Raw genomic sequence first — 18,337 nt, forward strand, 5'->3', positions numbered from 1 at the left:
ATCCGCGCTGCGGGGCACCCGCGTCAGGCGACGGGGCTCAGGCCCGGCGTCGAAGGGCTCGGGCGCGGCGTGAGGCGACGCCGCGCCCGTCCGCTGGGCACAGGGCGGCGCCGCGTTCGTCGCTGGGGATCAGGCGACGCCGCCTTCGGCGCTGGGCACGGGGGCGGCGCCGCGTCCGACGCTGGGCATGAGGTGGGGGAGGTGGTCAGGGGGTGAGGGTGCCGGGGTCGGTGTTGGAGCCGCACAGCACCACGGCCACCCGCTCCCCCGGAGCCGGCGTGTACGCGCCCGACAGCAGTGCCGCGTACGCCGTCGCGCCCGCGGGCTCGGCCGCCACCCGGTGACGGGCCCAGAGGGTACGCCGGGCCTCCACGATCGCCTCGTCGGTCACCAGCACGCTCTCCACCCGAGGTGAGGACAGGACCTCGAACGCGATGGTGCCGATCTTGGTGGCGCCCAGCGCGTCGGCGGCCACCCCGCTCACCTCGACGGGCACCGGGTGTCCCGCGCGCAGCGCCTCGTGGAGGGTCGGGATCCGCTCGGGCTCGACCGCGATGATCCGCGGCCCGGAGCCGGCCGTCACAGCAGAGCCGGGCGCCACGGCGGAGCCAGGCACCGGGGTGGGTGGGGTTGCGGGCGTGTGGCCCGGCGAAGGGCTCGCGCCGGAGGTGCCGAGGGTGATGCCGGCGGCGAAGCCTCCCCCGCCGACGGCGACCACCACCGTGTCCACGCCACCCGTCTGCTCGACGATCTCCAGCCCCGTGGTCCCCTGCCCCGCCACCACCTCAGCCTGGTCGTACGCGTGCACCGCCAACGCCCCCGTCTCCGCGGCCCGCTTGGCGGCGGCCTCGGCGGCCTCCGAGTAGATGGCCCCGGTCTGCGTGATGTGGGCCCCCAGCGCCTCGAGCCCGGCGACCTTCACCGGGCTCGTCACCTCGGGCACGAAGATCTCCGCCCGCACCCCCAGGACCCGCGCCGCATAGGCGACGGCCAGCCCGTGGTTGCCGCCGCTGGCGGCGACCACCCCGCTGGGCGGCAGCTCGCCCGCCGACAGCATCCGGTTGAAGGCCCCGCGGACCTTGAACGACCCCGAATGCTGCAGCAGCTCCAGCTTGAAGAAGACGCCGGGCGAGACCTCCAGCACCGGCGTACGCAGCACGAGCCCGTCGATACGACTGGCCGCCGCCAGCACATCCGAGTAATCCACACACGCCACTATGCCAGCGCCTGCGCCACGTCGGCCCACAGGTCCTCGGGGTGCTCGATGCCCACGGCGATGCGTACGGTGCCCTCGCCGATCCCGTGCCTGGCCAGCTCCCCGGCGCTGAGCGAGCGGTGGGACGTCGTCGCCGGATGCATGACGAGCGTCTCCACACCGCCCAGCGACGGGGCGAGGAGCATGAGGCGTACGGAGCTCATGAACCTCTCCCCCGCCGCCCGCCCGCCGGCGAGGTCGAACGAGAGCACCCCGCCGAAGTCGGACAGCAGCTTCCCGGCCAGCTCGTGGGAGGGATGCGTGGCCAGGCCCGGCCAGTGCACGGCGGTGACGGCGGGGTGGGAGGCCAGGCGGGTGGCGAGGAGGCGGGCGTTGGAGCAGTGGCGTTCCATGCGCAGGGCGAGGGTCTGCAGCCCCCGCAGCGACAGCCAGGCGGCGAAGGGGTCGGCGGAGGCGCCCAGTTCGATCGCGAAGTGCCAGACCTTCTCGTAGAGCTCGGTGGAGGCGAAGACGGCGAGCCCGCCCACCACGTCGGTGTGCCCGGACAGGTATTTGGTGGTGGAGTGTACGACGATGTCCGCCCCGTGCTCGATGGGCCGGCAGAGCAGGGCCGTGGCGAACGTGTTGTCCACCACGGACACGATCCCCAGCTCGCGGGCCGCCGCGCACATCCCCGGCAGGTCGGCGACCAGCGTCATCGGGTTGCTGATCGTCTCCAGGTAGACGAGCCGGGTCTCCGGGCGGACGGCGGCGCGCAGGGCGGCGGGGTCGTTCTCGGGCACGTACGTCACCGTGATCCCGAACCTGCCCACCAGGTCGTTGATCATGGCGGCGGTCCCGCCGTACAGGGACTTCTGCGCGATGAGATGGTCGCCGGGCTTGAGCAGGCCGAGCAGGACGGTGTTGATCGCGCCCATGCCCGAGCCCGTGGCGACGGCCCCCACCCCGCCCTCCAGCCCGGAGACGGCCTCCTCCAGGGAGCGGACGGTGGGGTTGGTGTAGCGCCCGTACACGAACGGCCCGTCGGCCCGCCCCATGGCGTCGGCCATCACGGCGGGATCGTCGAAGACGAATCCGGAGGTCTGGTAGATCGGCACGGTGATCGGCCGGCTGCCCTCGATGACGGGCTGCGGCACGTGGACGGTGCGCGTCTCGGGGCGGAGCTCAGAGGGATGAGAATCGGTCATGCGTCAAGGATCGCCCGCGAAACGGTCCGGCATCAGAGCCAATCCGGCAGAATTGGTCCATGAATGGGGCCAATCTCGCCGACGGCGACCTCGTCGATCTCCTGGGCCGCTGGGCGTCGGGCCGCGGCCCGCTCTACCTGCTGCTCGCGGCCCGGCTGCGGGCGCTCATCGACGACGGCGTGCTGCCGCCGGACCGGGCGCTCCCGCCGGACCGGGTGCTGGCCAAGCGGCTCGCGGTGGGCCGGGGCACCGTGGTCGCCGCGTACGACCTGCTGCAGCAGGAGGGCCGCGTGGTGCGCCGCCAGGGCAGCGGCACCCGGGTGGCCGCGCTCGAGCTGCCCGCGACGCGCGCCGCCGACGGCGTGCCGACCAATCCGCTCCTGCTCCACATCCTGCACCCGCCGGACGGCGTGCAGCTCCTGACGTGCGCCGCGCCGGACGACATGCCGGCGGCGATGTTCGAGGCGTACGAGGAGGCGGGCGCGCGGCTGGCCGGCACCCGCGACCTGGGCTACCAGCCCGCGGGCAACCCGGCCCTGCGTGCCGCGCTGGCCGCCTACTACACCGGCCGCGGCGTGCCGACGACGGCCGAGGAGATCATGGTGACGACGGGCGCCCAGCAGGCGCTCACCCTGCTCACCGGGCTGCTGGTGGCCCCCGGCGACACCGTGCTGACCGAGGCGCCGACGTACCCGGGGGCGCTGGAGGTGTTCCGGCACGCCGCCGCCGTCGTCCGGCCCGGGACGGCGGAGGACCTGCGCGAACGCCCCGCACTGGCCTATTTCGTCCCCACCAGCCGCAACCCGGACGGCGCGGTCATGGACACCCCGGCCCGCCGGCGGCTGGCCGCGCTGGCCGCCGAGCACGACGTGCCGCTGATCGACGACGAGGTGTGCGCCGAGCTCTGCTTCACGGGCGAGACGCCGCCGCCGCTGGCGTCGTTCGAGCGCGGGGAGCACCTCATCACCGTCGGCTCGCTGAGCAAGCTCGTCTGGGGCGGGCTGCGGGTCGGGTGGATCCGCGCGGCGGCGCCGCTGGTGTCGCGGCTGGCCAGGCTGCGGGCCGTGCTCGACCTCGGGAGCGAGGTCTTCAGCCAGCTGGCCGCCGTCGCGCTGCTGCGCCGCCTGGAGGAGGTACGGGCGGCGCGCGTGCGCACGTTGCGCCGGCGCCACGACCACCTGTGCGCGGAGCTGCGCGAACGGCTGCCGTCGTGGGAGTTCGAGCCCGCGCTCGGCGGCCAGACCATCTGGGTGCGGATCCCGCACGGCGACGTGGACTCCTTCGCCCAGGTGGCGCTCAGGCACGGGGTCGCGGTGCCGCCGGGGAGATCGTTCGACCCGCTGGGCGGGCACACCGACCGCATGCGCCTGCACTTCCTGTTCCCCGAGGACGAGCTTTCGCGAGCGGTGAACAACCTGGCCGTGGCCTGGGCGTTCTTCGACGGCACCGATCGCCCGGTGTCCCGGCACACCCTCGTGGTCTGACAGGGTGGGCCTATGCAGACGACCTTCGTACTCGTGCACAGCCCTTCCGTCGGGCCCTCGACCTGGGCTCCCGTGGCCGAGTCGCTGGAACGCCGCGGACACGCGGCCGTGGTGCCCGACCTGACCGGCGTGGCGACGGGCGGCGCGCCGTACTGGCCACGGGTGGTCGAGGCGGTGCGCGCGGTCACCCCTGACACGCCCGTCGTGCTGGCCGCGCACAGCAACGCCGGCTTCTTCCTGCCGCTGATCAAGGAGGGGCTGGGCGAGCGGGTGGTGGCGTGCGTCTTCGCCGACGCGCACATCCCGCCGCGCGAAGGGCTGATCAAGGTCGCGGAGGAGAGCTTCCTGCCGTTCCTGCACGACCTGGCCGGGCCCGACGGCGTGCTGCCGCGCTGGACCGACTGGTGGGACGAGGAGGACGTGGTGGCCATGCTGCCCGACCCCGCCGTGCGCATCAAGGTGGCGGCGGAGCAGCCGCGGCTGCCGCTCGACTACTACACCCAGCCCGTCCCCGTGCCCGCCGGGTGGGACGAGGTCAGGTGCTCGTGCCTGTGGTTCGGCCCGCCGTACGAGGAGGTCGCCGAGGAGGCGGGGCGGCGGGGCTGGCCCGTGGTCCGCGTGCCCGGCCGGCACCTGCACCAGCTCGTCGACCCCGAGGGCGTCACGGACGCGCTGCTTAAGCTCTCGCGCAAGTCGTGAATTCTTCACTGTCGCCCCGCGATCGCCCCGGAAACACTCGTACGCATGACAGCGATCGAAGTGACCGGGCTCAGGAAGAGCCACCAGGGGTTCGAGGCGGTGAAGGGCATCTCGTTCGAGGTTGCGCAGGGGCAGATCTTCGCGCTCCTCGGCAGGAACGGCGCCGGCAAGACCACCACGGTCGAGGTGCTGGCGGGCTTCCAGCGGGCCGACGGCGGGACCGTGCGCGTGCTCGGCCTCGACCCGTACACCGACCGCGCGGCCGTCAGGCAGCGCACCGGGATCATGCTGCAGGAGGCCGGGTTCTTCCCTGACCTGACGGTGGCCCAGACCGTCGACACCTGGCGCGACTTCACCGCCGCGCCCCGTCCCCGCGACGAGGTGCTGGAGCTGGCCGGGCTGGCGGACAGGCGGGGCACCAAGGTGCGCCAGCTGTCCGGCGGCGAGAAGCGCCGGCTCGACCTGGCGCTGGCCCTGCTGGGCCGCCCCGACGTGCTGTTCCTCGACGAGCCGACCACCGGCATGGACCCCGAGGCCCGCAGGAACACCTGGACCGTCGTCCGCGACCTGGCCAGGCAGGGCACCACGATCCTGCTGACCACGCACTACCTGGAGGAGGCGCAGCGCCTGGCCACGGCCATGGCCATCCTGGACGCCGGCGAGATCGTCGCGTCCGGCGACATGGCCGAGACCCTGGCCGCCCGGTCGGGGCGAGTGGCGTTCCGGCTGCCCGCGGACGTCGACCCGGCCGATCTGCCGCTGCCGGTCACCATGGAGGGCGAGACGGCCGTCTGCCGCGCCGACGACCCCGACCTGGCCGCGCAGACGCTGCTGACCTGGGCGGCCGGGCGCGGCCTGCGCCTGTCGGGTCTGGAGGTCCGCGCCGCCACCCTCGAAGACCTCTTCCTGGAGAGCGCCCGATGAGCCTGACCGCCACCTACCGCCTCGGCACGCGCCTGTTCTGGCGGGACAGGTCCATGCTGTTCGCCTCCGTGGTGACCCCTGTCGGGCTGGCCGTGGGGATGCCGCTGCTCATGAGGAACGTGGTCGGTCCCTCGGCCGCCGCCGCGATCTTCCAGAGCACGATCTCGGTGCTGCTGGCGATCACCGCGTTCATGAACGTCGCCGTCGCCCTGGCCACCCGCCGCGACCAGCTCGTACTCAAGCGTCTGCGGGCGAGCCGGCTGACGGACGGGCAGATCCTGCTCGGCCAGATCGCCAGCACGGCCACGCAGACCATTGCCATGATCGCGCTGAGCACGGTGGCCGTGCGGGTCGTGGCCGGCGTGCCGCTCCCGGACGACCCGCTGGGGTTCGCCGCGATCACGGTGGCGGGGTCGGCGGTGCTGTCGCTGCTCGGCGCCGCGTACACGGCCGCCATCCCCCGCGCCGAGCTGGCCGCCGCGTTCACCATGCCCGTCTTCCTGGTGGCGGGGGTCTCCGCGGGCGCGATGGGCCCGATCCCGCTGCCCTCGTGGCTGCGGCCGGCCCTGGACCTGCTGCCCACCAGCGCCGTCGTGAACGCCGTCAAGACCGGCGACCTGGCCGTGCCCGCCCTGATCCTGGCCGCCTGGACGGTCGTCGGGCTCGTCGCGCTCCGGCTGTGGTTCCGCTGGGAACCGCGCCGATCATAAGGATAATCACCCCGTGGTCTCCTCCTCGGCCAGACGGCTCGCGACCGGCCTCATCACCGCCGTGTCGGCCGCCTACTCACTGCTCGCCCTCACCTACTTCCTGCACGGCCCCGGCTACGGCGCCGCGGCCGCGGTCGCCACGATCGCCGTGATCTGCACGCACTACCTGAACATGCGGGCCGGGCTGCGCGGCGAGCGCCCGCCCGCCTACCCGCTCACGATCGTGCTCCAGGCGGTCGTCACGTACCTGCCCGACCTGCTGCCCGGCGGCATGTCGGGGGTGACGGCTCCGATGCTGGCCGGAACGCTGCTGGTGTTCCTGCCGCTGGGCTGGGGCGGCGCGCTGGTGGTGCTGATGATGCTGTACGAGGGCACGGCGCTGTGGTGGGGCGGAGTCCCCTACATCGTCGTCCTCTTCTACGTGGTCACCGTGCCGACCACGGGTGCCATGACCTACGCGCTGGTACGGTTCACGCGCGTGGCGGCCGACCTGGAGGAGGCCAGGGCCGAGCTGGCGGACGCGGCGGTGCTCAAGGAGCGCCTGCGCATCTCCCGCGACCTGCACGACGGCCTCGGGCGCAGCCTGACCGCGATCGCGCTCAAGGGAGACCTGGCCTCCCGGCTCATGGAGCGCGACCCGGCCGCCGCCCGGACGGAGGTGGGCGAGCTGGTGCAGGTGGCCAGGGAGGCGGCCCAGGACGTACGCCACGTCGCCAGGGGTTACCGGGCCCTGTCGCTGGCCGGCGAGGTGAACCGGGCGGTGGCGCTGCTGGAGTCTTCGGGGGTCGGCGTGCAGGCGCACCTGGCGGACGTGACGCTGCCGGGCCGCTCGGAGGAGGCGCTGGCGTGGGCCGTACGCGAGGCCGTCACCAACGTCCTGCGCCACAGCCGCGCCACGACCTGCACGATCACCACGTCCGTGAACGGCGGCACGCTCCGGTTGGAGGTGGCCAACGACGGCGTCCTCGCCGAGCCCGGCCCCGACGGAGGGGGCCTCACCGGGCTGGCGGAACGCGCGGCCCAGGCGGGCGGCTCGTGCACCGCGGCCCCGACCGGCGCCGGCGGCTTCCTCCTGGCGATGGAGGTCGCGGCGTGATCAAGGTGCTGCTGGCCGAGGACATGCACATGATCCGCGCCGCCCTCACCGCCCTCCTCCGCCTGGAGCAGGACATCGAGGTGGTCGCGGAGGTGACCCGGGGCGACGAGATCGTGCCCGAGGCCCTGCGGGTGCGGCCCGACGTCGCGGTCGTGGACATCGACCTGCCGGTGGTGGACGGCATCACCGCCGCCGCCACGCTGCTGGAGCGCCTCCCGTCGTGCCGCGTCCTGGTGCTCACGGCCATGGGGCAGCCGGGCCACGTACGCCGGGCTCTGGCCGTGGGCATCGAGGCGTTCCTGGTCAAGGACGCCCCGGGCGACCGGCTGGCGGACGCGATCAGGCGCACCGCCACCGGCCTGCGCGTGCTGGACTCCGAGCTGGTGTCCTCGGCCATGCAGTACGGCGAGAGCCCGCTCACGCCGCGCGAGTCCACCGTGCTCAGGGAGGCCGCCCGGGGCGCCTCGGCCGAGGAGATCGCCTCCCGCCTCCACCTCTCCCCCGGCACCGTGCGCAACTACCTGACGGGGGCGATCACGAAGACGGGAGCCCGCAACAAGATCGACGCCATCCGCATCGCGGAGGACGCGGGCTGGCTGTGACGCACCCATCCCGCCGACCGGGGCTGAGGTCCCTTCGCGGAAGGGCACCGGCACCACCGATGGGTGGTGCGGGCGGTGGACGGTGCCGCCGGTGGACGAAGTGGGTGGCGGGTCAGATGTCGGTGATGCGCAGCCCGGCGTGGGCCTTGTAGCGGCGGTTCACGGAGATGATGTTGGCGGTGAGCGCCTCGATCTGGTGGGAGTTGCGCAGCCGCCCCCCGTACACGCCGCGCACGCCCGGGATGACCTCGGCCAGCGCCTGCACCGTGTCGGTGGCCTCGCGGTCGTCGCCGAGCACCAGCACGTCGAGGTCCACCTTCTCCACGGCCGGGTCCATCAGCAGGACCGCCGACACGTGGTGGAAGGCGGCCACCACCCGGCTCTCGGTCAGCACCGCCGCCGCCTGCTGCGCCGCGCTGCCCTCCTCCACCGGCAGCGCGTAGGCGCCCTGCTTGTCGAACCCGAGCGGGTTCACGCAGTCGACGACGATCTTCCCGGCCAGCTCGGCCCGCAGGGACTCCAGCAGCGCCTTGTGCCCCTCGTACGGCACCGCCACGATCACGATGTCGGCCTCGGCGGCGACGGCGGCGTTCGCGCCCCCGCTCGCACCCGCCCCGATGTCACCGGCCGCGTCCTGGGCGCGCTGCTCGCTACGCGACCCGATCAGCACGCGGTGCCCCGCCAGCGCGAACCGCCGCGCCAGCCCTTTCCCCTGGTCACCGGTACCGCCGAGGATGCCGATGGAAAGCCCGCTCACATCTGTCATACGCCCGATCATGCCAGCTCGGCCGCCCGGTACCCGCCACCGGGTGGGCCGGGCCCGGTCGTGCGGGCCCGGCCGGCGTACGGGCTAGCAGTTGCCGATCGCGGGCAGCCCGAGGATCCGCAGGGCCAGCCACTCGATGGCGAGCGGCCCTCCTTCGACGGCTCCAGTGACGTGGTCCGGCGCCGGCAGCGCGGTCCAGCGGACGTTCACCCCGGCCCGGCAGTACTCGGACCGCAACGTCGAGCCCACGGACAGCGGGATGATCTGGTCCCCCCGCGCGTGATACAGGAACATCGGCACCCGCGGAGCCGTGGCGCCCAGGCGGTTCTCCCCGAGCCGGGCCAGCCACTTCGGCTGGTTGAGCAGGTCGATCGGGCTCAGGTCGGAGAAGCTCAACCCGGACAGCTTGCCGAGGTCGCCCACGCAGTCGTCGGCCGCGTCGGCGAGCAGGGCACGCCCGCGGTCGTTGAGGTCCGCCTGAAGGTTCAGCTCGGGGTAGGCCGCGTCCAGCCCGACCCCGGCCGCCGCCGCCAGCCCGAAGTCGGACCCGCCGTCCAGATGGTCCGCGACCGCGTGCAGGTCGGCGGGCACGCCTCCGGCCGCGACACCCTTCAGCCGCAGCTCGGGCGCGTACGAGGGCTGCAGCTGCGCCGCCCAACCGGCCGACGCCCCGCCCTGGGAGTAGCCCATGACGGCGACGGGCGCCCGGTTCGACAGCCCGGCCCCGGACACGCGGGTGGCCGCCCTGATCGAGTCGAGCACGGCATGCCCCTGCGAGATCCCGGCCATGTACGTGTGCGGCCCGGGCGTGCCGAGCCCCTCGTAGTCCGTCATGGCCACCGCGTACCCCTTGAGCAGGAACAGGCTCACCAGCGCGAGCTCCGCCTCCCGGCCCTGGCTCATGCTGAGCGAGGGGGCGCACTGGTCGCCGAGCCCGTGGGTGCCGACGGCGTACCCGACGATGGGGCGCGCGCCGAGCGGGTAGCCGCTCTTGGGCACGAGCAGCGTCCCCGACACGGTGTTGATCGAGCCGGTGGCGGACGTGGAGTTGTAGAGGAGGTGCCAAGCGTTGACCGGAACCTCCAGGAGCTTGCCCGGCAGGAGGTAGACGGTGGTGGGCTGGGCGGAGACCACGTCGCCCGGCGTCGCCGCGCGGGCCGGGGTCGTGATGAGGGACATGATCAATAACAGGACCATGGACATGCTGACGCGGACACGTAAGGACATGTACCGCCCCTCTCCGTGAGGACCACATACTTGGGACGGCGGCGCCGCGAGCCGATCGTTACCCGGGAGTAACCTCCTGTCAAGGCCCGAAATGACGGGGAAACGCACCTCGTGTCAACACATCACTCCCGAATCAGCCACCCCGCGCGTGCGACGTCAGGCACCATGGGGAAATGGACTCAGGATCGGTGGCACTGCTGCGTGAGCTCCTGGCCGAGACCGGCTGGCTCGAACGCGCCCGCGAGCTGGGCGTCGCCCTGCGGGCCACCCGCTCGCCCGGCGGCCTGCTGCTGGTGGGCACCCCCGACGAGGAGCCCTGGCACCTGACCGCGCACCTCGCCGACGAGGCCAGGTTCTCCGGAATGGCGCAGCTCACGCCCACGCTGGTGCGCTGGGCGCCGCCCGCCGACGCGCCCGCCCACCTGCGCGTCGGCATCGAACGCCTGGAGCGCGCGGCCCGGGGCGAGACGCTGTTCGTGCTGGCCGAGCGGGAGGCACCGGTGCCGCTGCTCGAACGCGTGGACGATGCCCGGCGTACAGGAGCGACCATCCTGGCCATCGAGGGCGGCGACCGGGAGCTGGCCGGGCTGGCGCACGACTGCATCGAGGTGCCGCGGGACGGGCTGGTGACCTTCGACGGGGCGCAGCACCTGGTGAGCACGGCGGCCGGAGAGCCCGAACGCCGCCCCGGCCTGCGCGAGCGCCTGGCCCGCCTGCTGGACAAGGTCAGCGGCCCCCAACAGGCCGACTAGGGACGCGACCGCTCCGGCTCGGAGGCGCTGGTGGCACTGCGGGCACTGGGAGCACTGTGCAGGCGTCCGCTCAGGGACGTCTCCAGCGCCGCCGTGGCCTCCTCGATCGCGCCGATCACCACGGCCTGCACGGGGTCGGGCTCCCCCGACCGGGTACGGCTCACCCGCGTGACCGCGTCCAGCCGGCGCGCGCCCACGTCACGCACCTCGCTCACCCGTACCTCGCCCTCCGGCACGTCCAGCAGGGCCAGCGCGGGCACGATCGCCACCCCGTGCCCGGCCGCCACCAGCGACAGCGTGGGCCCGAACTCCGTGATGACGTGCACCTTGCGCGGCTCGAACCCGTGCAGCCCCGCCAGCCGCTCCAGCGCCTGCCCGCACGCCTGGTTCGGCTCGCTGGCCACCCAGGGCAACCGCAGCAGCTCGGGGACCGACCCCGGGTCCGGCTGGTCGGGCGGCAGCACGATGCGGTATTCGTCCACGTAGAGCAGCCGTGCGCTCAGTGACGGCTGCGACAGCCCGGGCAGGCCCATGTCCTGCTCGGTGATGAGCACGTCCACCGCGCCCATGCGCAACTCCTGCAGCGCGGGCGGGCCGAAGACCTCGTGGATGACCGGGGTGATCTTGGGGTGGCGTGCGGCCAGGTCCCGCATGGCCGGCACCAGCACGTGCGTGATGACCGTGGGGAAGGCGGCGACGCGCACCGGCCCGGCCAGGCGCTCGGTGAACCGGGTGAGCTCGCGCCTGGCCTCCAGCAGTTCCTCCTCCACCCGCTCGGCGTAACCGGCGAGCACGCGCCCGGCCGGGGTGAGGGAGACGCTGCGCTGGGAGCGGTCGATGAGGGCCAGCCCGACCTCGCGTTCGAGCTGGGCAAGCTGCTGGGAGACGGCCGAGGGGGTCAGATAGAGCGCTTCGGCGGCCCGCATGACGCCGCCGCGGCGGGCGACCTCGTGCAGGATCCGCAGCCGCCGTGGATCGATGTCCATGCAGGTCAGCTTACGCGCACCTTTAGCATTCTTTATTTGTACTTTACGACTGTCAGTCCCGACAATGACGGCCATGGACCTCCTCTTCGCCGCCGTCGGCTGGATCGGCGCCGCCCTGCTGCTGGCCGGGTACGTCCTGGTCACGCAGTCCCGGTTGCCGGGCGACGGCGCGGCGTACCAGCTCATGAACCTCGCCGGCTCGCTCGGGCTCATGGCCAACAGCGCCTACAGCTCCGCCTGGCCGTCGGCCGGCCTCAACCTGATCTGGGCGGGCATCGGCGTCCTGGCCCTGATCAAGCTCGCACGGGTAGGAGCGTCCGCATGATCGTCGAACTCAGCCACCGCATCGTTGACGGAATGGTCACTTATCCCGGCATTCCCGGCCCGACGCTGGGGGTGCACCTGAGCCGGGAGGACTCGCGCAAGGTCTACGCGCCGGGCACGGAGTTCCACATCGCCACGATCGCGCTCGCCGCCAACACCGGCACCTACCTCGACACTCCGTACCACCGCTATCCCGACGGGCCCGACCTGTCACAGGTGCCGGTGAGCAAGCTGGCCGACCTGCCGGGCCTCGTGGTGCGGGCCGGCGCGGGCCGCGAGGTGGTGATCGGCGAGGACCTGGACGTACGGGGACGGGCCGTGCTGATCCACACCGGCTGGGACCGCCACTTCGGCACCGACGCCTACCTGCACGGCCACCCCTACCTCGCGCCCAGGTCGGCGCAGTGGCTGGCCGACCAGGGGGCGGCGCTGGTGGGCATCGACTCGCTCAACATCGACGACACCCCGCCGCATGGCGAGCGCCCCGCCCACACGATCCTGCTGAAGGCGGGCATCCCGCTGGTAGAGCATCTGACGGGACTGGCCGCGCTGCCTCAGGACGGCTTCCGGTTCCACGCCGCGCCCCCGATGGTCGCGGGCATGGGAACCTTCCCGGTCAGGGCGTACGCGGTCGTGCCCTAGTCGTCGTCATTCTCCGCCTCGTCCCAGGCCTTGTTGCGGTCGGCGGCGCGCTGCAGCGCCCCGGCCGCCTCCTGCTCGGAGGTGTAGGGACCCATCCGGTCCTTGTTGGGGCAGCCCTTCTCGGGCTCGACCCGCATGTGCTTGAGACAGAACCACCACTGGCCTTCGCTCACGGGGTCAATTCTGCCCCGTAGACTCATGTTTCATGACGACACTGCTCCAGCCCGGGCGAGTTTCGCCCATGCGAAAGGTCCCCGCCCACATCGAGCGGCCGGAGTACGTCGGCAAGAAGCGCCCCAAGACCGGCGAATCCGACGTGAAGAGCCCCGAGATCATCGAGCGCATGCGGGTGGCCGGCCGGATCGCCGCCCAGGCGCTCGACGAGGTCGCCAAGCACATCCGCCCGGGTGTCACGACCGACGAGCTCGACCGGGTCGGCCACGAGTTCCTCGTCGACCACGGCGCCTACCCGAGCACGCTCGGCTACAAGGGCTACCCCAAGTCGCTGTGCACGTCGATCAACGAGGTCATCTGCCACGGCATCCCCGACGACACCGTGCTCCAGGACGGCGACATCGTCAACGTCGACATCACCGCCTACATCGGCGGCGTTCACGGCGACACCGACGCCACCTATCTGGTGGGCGAGGTGGACGAGGAGTCGCGGCTGCTGGTGGAGCGCACGCGCGAGGCCATGATGCGCGCCATCAGGGCGGTCGCGCCGGGGCGGCAGCTCAACGTGGTGGGCCGGGTCATCGAGGCGTACGCCAAGCGCTTCGGCTACGGCGTCGTCCGCGACTTCACCGGCCACGGGATCGGCACGAGCTTCCACTCCGGGCTCATGGTTCCCCACTACGACGACCCGTCGCTGCGGGTGGAGCTGGTGCCGGGGATGACGTTCACGATCGAGCCCATGCTGACGCTGGGCACCATCGAGTACGACATCTGGCCGGACAAGTGGACGGCCGTGACCAAGGACCGCAAGCGCACGGCCCAGTTCGAGCACACGATCGTGGTCACCGATACGGGCAGCGAGATCCTCACGCTCTCCTGACCCCGTCAGGCGCGTCGGGGCACCACTCCGGTCACGGTCGTGCCCTCGCCGAGCACGCTGTTGACCGACAGGCTCCCGCCGAGCTCGGTGAAGGCGGCCCGCATCCTGGCGATCCCGCTCCCCGCCCCCGCGGGGTGAAAGCCCTGGCCGTTGTCGCTGACCGTCATGCGCAGCCCGCTCTTGGAGACCGTCACGGCGATGGACACGGTCCGGGCCCGGCTGTGCAGCTCGACGTTGGACAGGGCCTCGTCGATCGTGGCCATGACGGCCCTGGAGACCCGCGAAGACACGTCGGTGGCCGGCAGCGCCCACGTCTCGACGGCGATCCCCGTGCGCTCGGACCATTCGGCCAGACAGCTCTCAAGAGCCTCGGCCAGGCTCTGCCCCCCGCGCATCCGTGTCTCTTCCGACAATGGCTCTCGCCTTCCTAGGCACACCGGGCTCACGCCGGTCCCCACTCCGGCGCCCTCACCTGGCGGTGCGCGTCCCCCCTCAAGGCCTACGCACGCTGGTCATGGGGTTATGCCCGTCTCCCCTGGGAGACAGGCTACCTGGCGGTACAGAGACTTGTAGTGGGAAGATAGAAGGCCATGGCCGAACGGCTACTCGCCGGAAACCTTGTCACTCACCTTTGTCCGCGCGGTTGAGACGGGCGAGGTAGGCGTTGTAGGAATCGAGTTCCGTATCCCCTGAGCCGCCTGAGCGGTCGGCCTTGCGGTCGGTGCGCCGCGCCTGCCGTTCGTCGTCCTGATACCACTGGATGGCGATGGCCAGCAGCACGATGAGCGTCGGAATCTCGCCGAAGCCCCAGGCGATGGCCCCGCCGTCCTGCTGCGTCTGCAGCAGCGTGGCGCCCCAGGTGCGGCCCAGCTGCTCGTACCAGCCGGAGGCGATCACCGTGCCCATCATCATCAACGCGACCCCGAAGAACGCGTGGAACGGCATGGTGATGAAGAGCATGAGCAGCCGCCCGACGTACGGGAGGCGGTTGGGCGCGGGGTCGACCCCGACGATCACCCAGAAGAACAGGCACCCGCTGAGCAGGAAGTGGAGGGTCATCCAGATGTGCCCGAGGTGCTCCTCCATGGCCGACTCGAAGAGCGGCGTGAAGTACAGCGCGTACGTCGAGGCGATGAAGATGGCCGTGGCGATGGCGGGATGCGTGACGACCTTGGTGAAGCGGCTGTGCAGGATCGTCGTGATCCACTCCCGCGGCCCCCTGTCGCCCCGCCGGTTGGCAGGCTTCAGCGCACGCAGGGCCAGCGTGACGGGCCCGCCCATGACGAGGAAGATCGGCACGACCATGGAGAGCGTCATGTGCTCGATCATGTGGACGTCGAACATGACCTTGGCGTAGCGGGCCAGCCCGCTCTGCGTGGCGAACACCAGCAGCGCGACCCCGACGTACCAGGAGGCCGTGCGCCCCCACGACCACTTGTCGCCGCGCTTGCGCAGCCGCCACACGCCGAACCCGTAGAGCCCGGCCAGCACGGCGGCGACCGTGGCGAAGAACAGGTCGAACCACCACATGGTGAACACGTTGCCGAGCGTGATCTCGGCCGGAAGGGGGAAGCCGAGCAGCTCGAAGGCCCGGTCGGCGGGGACGCTGAAGTCGGGCGGCGGCGTGCGCGACAGCGCCACGGCCACCCCGATGGTGGCCAGCATGAGCAGCATCTCGCCGCCGGCCAGCCGGGTGAACGCGCGCGGTCTGCCCTTGTCGAGGTCGGCCAGCGTGCGCTGGCGGTGCCAGTAGCCGACGTAGCCGAGCAGCACGAACGCCACGATCTTGACCACGGCGAGCAGGCCGTACTGGGTGGTCCACAGGTCGGACACCGCGCCCAGCCGCGCGATCAGGCTGAACACGCCGGACAGCCCCACCCCGGCGTAGCACCACACGGCCATGTCGGAGAACCGGCGCGCGGCCACCTCGAGCTGCGGCTGCTTGCGGACCGCGTGAATGGCCAGCACGGCGAGCCCGCCCACCCACAGAGCGAGGGCGAGCAGGTGGAGCGAGACCGCCGACGTGGCGAGGTCGTGGTTGGGCGAGGAGGAGGTGTGGCCGGTGAGCGGCGCGGGCAGCAGCGTCACCAGCGCGAAGACCAGCAGGCCCGCCGCGGCCCCCGCGGTGATGGCGCCGCGGGAGAACAGCGCGATCGCCACCCCGAACAGCACCACGAGCGTGAGCGCCACGCCCTGCGTGGTCTGGGTGGCGTAGCTGGTGAGGAAGGTGCGGTCGAGGATCTGGGGAACGGTCCTGCCGATGGACTCGGCGGTGCTGAACACGATGGCCACGAAGGCCGAGCCGGCCCAGGCCAGGGCCGCCCACGAGCCGGCCTTGACGTATTGGCCGGCGGTCCTGCCGAGCACGCCCTTGTCGTTGGGCAGCAGCGCGGCGGCCATGAGCAGCAGGCCCACGGTGGTCACGCCGGCCACGTCCATGAGCAGCTTGGACAGCGGCAGCCCCCATCGGACGACCGCGCCGGAGTCGGGCAGGCCCGGGATGATCCTGGGGAACGCCCTGCCGCCGGCGATCATGCCGATGACCAGGGCGACGACCGCGGCGGCCGCCCCGCCGAGCGCGAGCCGCGCCGCCTTGCTCATGGCTTCTTCTTCCGCGCGCTGAGCAGGAAACCGATGCCGATGCCGACGAGCGCGCCGATCACGATGACGAGCCAGACGGGGAAGCCCACCGGCTGGCCGGCCGAGGCCTGATCGGTGGCGGGCGACGTCTGTGCGGGCTGTGGCGCGGCCTGCGTCGCGGGGGCGGAGTCGCTGGGGCTCGCGGTGCTCGGGCTGGGGGACGGTGTCTCCGCCCCCTTCACCTTGAACGGGATCTCGCCCTCGATCGGATGCCCGTCGGACGACACGACGCGGTAGGCGATCGTGTATTTCCCGTCGGGCAGCGGCTCCTTGACCGCCTGGGTCACCACCTTGCCGTCGGCCTCGGGCTTACCGCTCTGCAGCTCGGCGCCGCCGGGGCCGCGTACGATGACGAACGGCAGGCGCACGCCCGCGGTGAACTCCAGCCGCACCTCGTCGAGGCTCTTGACCTCGGCGTCCTTGGCCGGGGAGCTGCTCTTGAGCGCGTCGTGCGCCAGCGCGGGAGCCGCCATGCCGAACACGAGCACGAGCAGGGCGGCGGCAGTCGCGGCGAGGGCCGCAAGCGGGGATCTCTTCATGGCACCCCCAAGGCTACCGACGCCACCGCCCGGTCCGGACCTCGCTACAGCCCCGCGCAGGCCAGCGCCCGCTGGTACGCCTCCACCGCCTCGTCCGTCTCGCCCAGCAACTCCATGGTCTCGGCGGCGGCGTACCAGGTGCGGGCCGAGCGGCGGGAGTCGGGCAGCGGCGTGAGCCAGCCCTTGACGGCGGCGGCGTGCCGGCGCCCCTCGTCGACCCGGCCGACCGCGCCGCAGACCCGGCCGAGCAGCAGGTTGGCCTCCGCGCCCAGCACGTGGCCGAACTCGGGGAGCAGGTTTCTGCTGATCACGGCGTGCTCGGCGGCCTGGTCGAGGTCTCCGGTCATGTATTCGGCGCTGGCCAGCTCCATGTAGAGCATGGCCTGGTCGATCGTGCTGGTCGAGGTCTGCTCGAACTCCGCGACCACCGTGCGCAGCCCGTCGCGGACGGCCGCGGCGTCCTGCGCGCCGGTCCTGAGCCGCGTCCGCGCGAACTGCAGCCGCATCCTCGCGGTGTTGCGCGGCTGCCCGTGCTCCACCTGCACGGCCAGGGCCCGCTCGGCGAAGGCCACCGCCTCGCTGTTGTGCCCGGTGGCGCGGGCGACGATGGAGGCGTTCCAGTTGGCCGCGACGATGGAGCGCGGCGTGCCCAGCGCGTCGGCCGCGTTGAGCAGCTCGGCCGCGAACTGCCTGGCGCGCAGCATGTCGCCGCGCTCCAGATAGGCCGCCAGCAGCGTGGCGCCCAGCTCGACCAGCAGGTCGGTCCAGCCCTGCCGGGACTTGCCGCTGAGGATCTGCTCGCCCACCTCGACGGCCTCGCTCAGCCGCTCGCGCTCCCGGTAGGCGCGGCACAGCGCGATGGCCACCTCGATGTTCTGCTCGGCGGGGAGCTCCTCCTCACGGAGCTTGAGCATGATCGAGATCGCCCGGTCGAGATCGCCCCCGGCCTCGGTGGCGAGGGCCAGACCGAATTCGGCTTCTTGACGAAGTGAGGTAAGACCTGTCAGGTTGCTGTTGCCCAGCAGTTCCTCGAAGCGCGTCCGGGCCTCGGCGACCTCGCCGTTCTCGAGCGCCAGCCGCGCGTAGCCGAGGGCGAGCTCGATGTCCTCCATCTGTTCGGCGGTGACGCCGTTGATCAGGTAGGACAGCGAGCAGTCCAGCTTCTGGGCCAGCAGCTCCAAGACCGCAGGGGTGGGGGTACGCTTTCCGCTCTCGATCAACGAGACGTAGCTGTCGGACAGTTCGGGGTGCGCCAGCTGGGCCTGTGACAAGCCGCGTTGCCGCCGAACCGTCTTGATGCGGAGACCGACTAGGTCAGATGTGGTCACAGCAGCCGCTCCCTGAGAAGATGAAGTCCAAGCAACTCACATAGGCTAGGGAGAACCCCCGTGCGCATGCGCATTGTCCTGTCCGTCCTGGTTGCCGTGATCACCGCCGCGGTAACCGTTGGAGGTAATGCTACGGCCACAAGTGCCGCAACGTCTTCCCT

General features: G+C 72.2%; 20 protein-coding genes. 10 read left to right on the plus strand and 10 right to left on the minus strand.

The genetic code is table 11. The features are described 5' to 3' along the window. Positions 1-205 precede the first annotated feature (205 nt). Together ACIHFD_RS40040 and ACIHFD_RS40045 are read right to left on the minus strand one after the other, a co-directional pair. On the minus strand, positions 206-1,207 hold the full coding sequence (locus ACIHFD_RS40040; protein ID WP_397371385.1) for a pyridoxal-phosphate dependent enzyme: 1,002 nt from the start codon (positions 1,205-1,207) through the stop codon (positions 206-208). An 8-nt stretch (positions 1,208-1,215) separates the two neighbouring features. After that, entirely contained in the window at positions 1,216-2,403 is a 1,188-nt protein-coding gene (locus ACIHFD_RS40045; protein WP_350728728.1) for an aminotransferase class I/II-fold pyridoxal phosphate-dependent enzyme, read from the minus strand. A gap of 59 nt (positions 2,404-2,462) precedes the next feature. Between ACIHFD_RS40045 and ACIHFD_RS40050 the strand changes: the two genes are divergently transcribed. From ACIHFD_RS40050 to ACIHFD_RS40075, 6 genes are read left to right on the plus strand one after another with little or no spacing between them, the layout of a single operon-like run. Continuing rightward, a complete protein-coding gene (locus ACIHFD_RS40050; RefSeq protein WP_397371386.1) occupies positions 2,463-3,887 on the plus strand; it encodes a PLP-dependent aminotransferase family protein in 1,425 nt (474 codons plus the stop codon). A 12-nt stretch (positions 3,888-3,899) separates the two neighbouring features. Beyond that, positions 3,900-4,586, plus strand: a complete 687-nt coding sequence (locus tag ACIHFD_RS40055) for an alpha/beta hydrolase (protein WP_397371387.1) — start codon at positions 3,900-3,902, stop codon at positions 4,584-4,586. Positions 4,587-4,631: 45 nt separating this feature from the next. Beyond that, on the plus strand, positions 4,632-5,510 hold the full coding sequence (locus tag ACIHFD_RS40060; protein WP_397371388.1) for an ABC transporter ATP-binding protein: 879 nt from the start codon (positions 4,632-4,634) through the stop codon (positions 5,508-5,510). Further along, complete coding sequence (locus tag ACIHFD_RS40065; RefSeq protein WP_397371389.1) at positions 5,507-6,220, plus strand: ABC transporter permease; 714 nt, start codon at positions 5,507-5,509, stop codon at positions 6,218-6,220. The genes ACIHFD_RS40060 and ACIHFD_RS40065 overlap by 4 nt, the downstream gene beginning before the upstream one ends. A 13-nt stretch (positions 6,221-6,233) precedes the next feature. Continuing rightward, positions 6,234-7,316 carry a sensor histidine kinase gene (locus ACIHFD_RS40070; RefSeq protein ID WP_397371390.1) on the plus strand — a complete coding sequence of 361 codons (1,083 nt, stop codon included), beginning with the start codon at positions 6,234-6,236 and terminating at the stop codon, positions 7,314-7,316. Then, complete coding sequence (locus tag ACIHFD_RS40075; protein ID WP_397371391.1) at positions 7,313-7,918, plus strand: DNA-binding response regulator; 606 nt, start codon at positions 7,313-7,315, stop codon at positions 7,916-7,918. The genes ACIHFD_RS40070 and ACIHFD_RS40075 overlap by 4 nt, the downstream gene beginning before the upstream one ends. Before the next feature lie 112 nt (positions 7,919-8,030). Here the strand turns inward: ACIHFD_RS40075 and npdG are convergent, their stop codons facing one another. Then, complete coding sequence (npdG, locus tag ACIHFD_RS40080) at positions 8,031-8,684, minus strand: NADPH-dependent F420 reductase (protein ID WP_185072761.1); 654 nt, start codon at positions 8,682-8,684, stop codon at positions 8,031-8,033. An 84-nt stretch (positions 8,685-8,768) separates the two neighbouring features. Beyond that, positions 8,769-9,911 (minus strand): lipase family protein, encoded by a 1,143-nt coding sequence (locus ACIHFD_RS40085; RefSeq protein WP_397371392.1) that lies wholly within the window; start codon positions 9,909-9,911, stop codon positions 8,769-8,771. Positions 9,912-10,084: 173 nt separating this feature from the next. Between ACIHFD_RS40085 and ACIHFD_RS40090 the strand changes: the two genes are divergently transcribed. After that, entirely contained in the window at positions 10,085-10,663 is a 579-nt protein-coding gene (locus ACIHFD_RS40090) for a hypothetical protein (RefSeq protein WP_397371393.1), read from the plus strand. Here the strand turns inward: ACIHFD_RS40090 and ACIHFD_RS40095 are convergent. Beyond that, entirely contained in the window at positions 10,660-11,649 is a 990-nt protein-coding gene (locus tag ACIHFD_RS40095) for a LysR family transcriptional regulator (RefSeq protein ID WP_397371394.1), read from the minus strand. The two genes, ACIHFD_RS40090 and ACIHFD_RS40095, sit on opposite strands and share 4 nt — an antisense overlap. 73 nt (positions 11,650-11,722) lie before the next feature. Here ACIHFD_RS40095 and ACIHFD_RS40100 point away from each other — a divergent pair, with 73 nt between their 5' ends. Together ACIHFD_RS40100 and ACIHFD_RS40105 are read left to right on the plus strand one after the other, a co-directional pair. Beyond that, the gene (locus ACIHFD_RS40100; RefSeq protein WP_397371395.1) at positions 11,723-11,974 is read left to right on the plus strand and encodes a hypothetical protein; all 252 of its coding nucleotides are present in this window, start codon (positions 11,723-11,725) and stop codon (positions 11,972-11,974) included. Continuing rightward, positions 11,971-12,615 carry a cyclase family protein gene (locus ACIHFD_RS40105; protein WP_397371396.1) on the plus strand — a complete coding sequence of 215 codons (645 nt, stop codon included), beginning with the start codon at positions 11,971-11,973 and terminating at the stop codon, positions 12,613-12,615. The genes ACIHFD_RS40100 and ACIHFD_RS40105 overlap by 4 nt, the downstream gene beginning before the upstream one ends. Here the strand turns inward: ACIHFD_RS40105 and ACIHFD_RS40110 are convergent. Continuing rightward, positions 12,612-12,815, minus strand: a complete 204-nt coding sequence (locus ACIHFD_RS40110) for a hypothetical protein (RefSeq protein WP_350728709.1) — start codon at positions 12,813-12,815, stop codon at positions 12,612-12,614. The genes ACIHFD_RS40105 and ACIHFD_RS40110 overlap by 4 nt on opposite strands. Positions 12,816-12,820: 5 nt before the next feature. Here ACIHFD_RS40110 and map point away from each other — a divergent pair, with 5 nt between their 5' ends. After that, entirely contained in the window at positions 12,821-13,669 is an 849-nt protein-coding gene (gene map / locus ACIHFD_RS40115) for a type I methionyl aminopeptidase (protein ID WP_350728707.1), read from the plus strand. A gap of 5 nt (positions 13,670-13,674) precedes the next feature. Here map and ACIHFD_RS40120 read toward each other — a convergent pair whose 3' ends face one another. The 4 genes from ACIHFD_RS40120 to ACIHFD_RS40135 all read right to left on the minus strand — a co-directional run bounded on the left by ACIHFD_RS40120 (position 13,675) and on the right by ACIHFD_RS40135 (position 18,176). Further along, positions 13,675-14,064: a sensor histidine kinase gene (locus ACIHFD_RS40120; RefSeq protein ID WP_397371397.1), complete on the minus strand. Its 390-nt coding sequence runs from the start codon at positions 14,062-14,064 to the stop codon at positions 13,675-13,677. A gap of 226 nt (positions 14,065-14,290) precedes the next feature. Then, complete coding sequence (locus ACIHFD_RS40125) at positions 14,291-16,270, minus strand: cytochrome c oxidase assembly protein (protein ID WP_397371398.1); 1,980 nt, start codon at positions 16,268-16,270, stop codon at positions 14,291-14,293. Then, positions 16,267-16,848 (minus strand): copper resistance protein CopC, encoded by a 582-nt coding sequence (locus ACIHFD_RS40130; protein WP_397371399.1) that lies wholly within the window; start codon positions 16,846-16,848, stop codon positions 16,267-16,269. The genes ACIHFD_RS40125 and ACIHFD_RS40130 overlap by 4 nt, the downstream gene beginning before the upstream one ends. A 44-nt stretch (positions 16,849-16,892) precedes the next feature. Then, positions 16,893-18,176: a helix-turn-helix transcriptional regulator gene (locus ACIHFD_RS40135; RefSeq protein ID WP_363963249.1), complete on the minus strand. Its 1,284-nt coding sequence runs from the start codon at positions 18,174-18,176 to the stop codon at positions 16,893-16,895. Positions 18,177-18,337: the final 161 nt, after the last annotated feature.

It is taken from the genome of Nonomuraea sp. NPDC051941, from assembly GCF_044593615.1.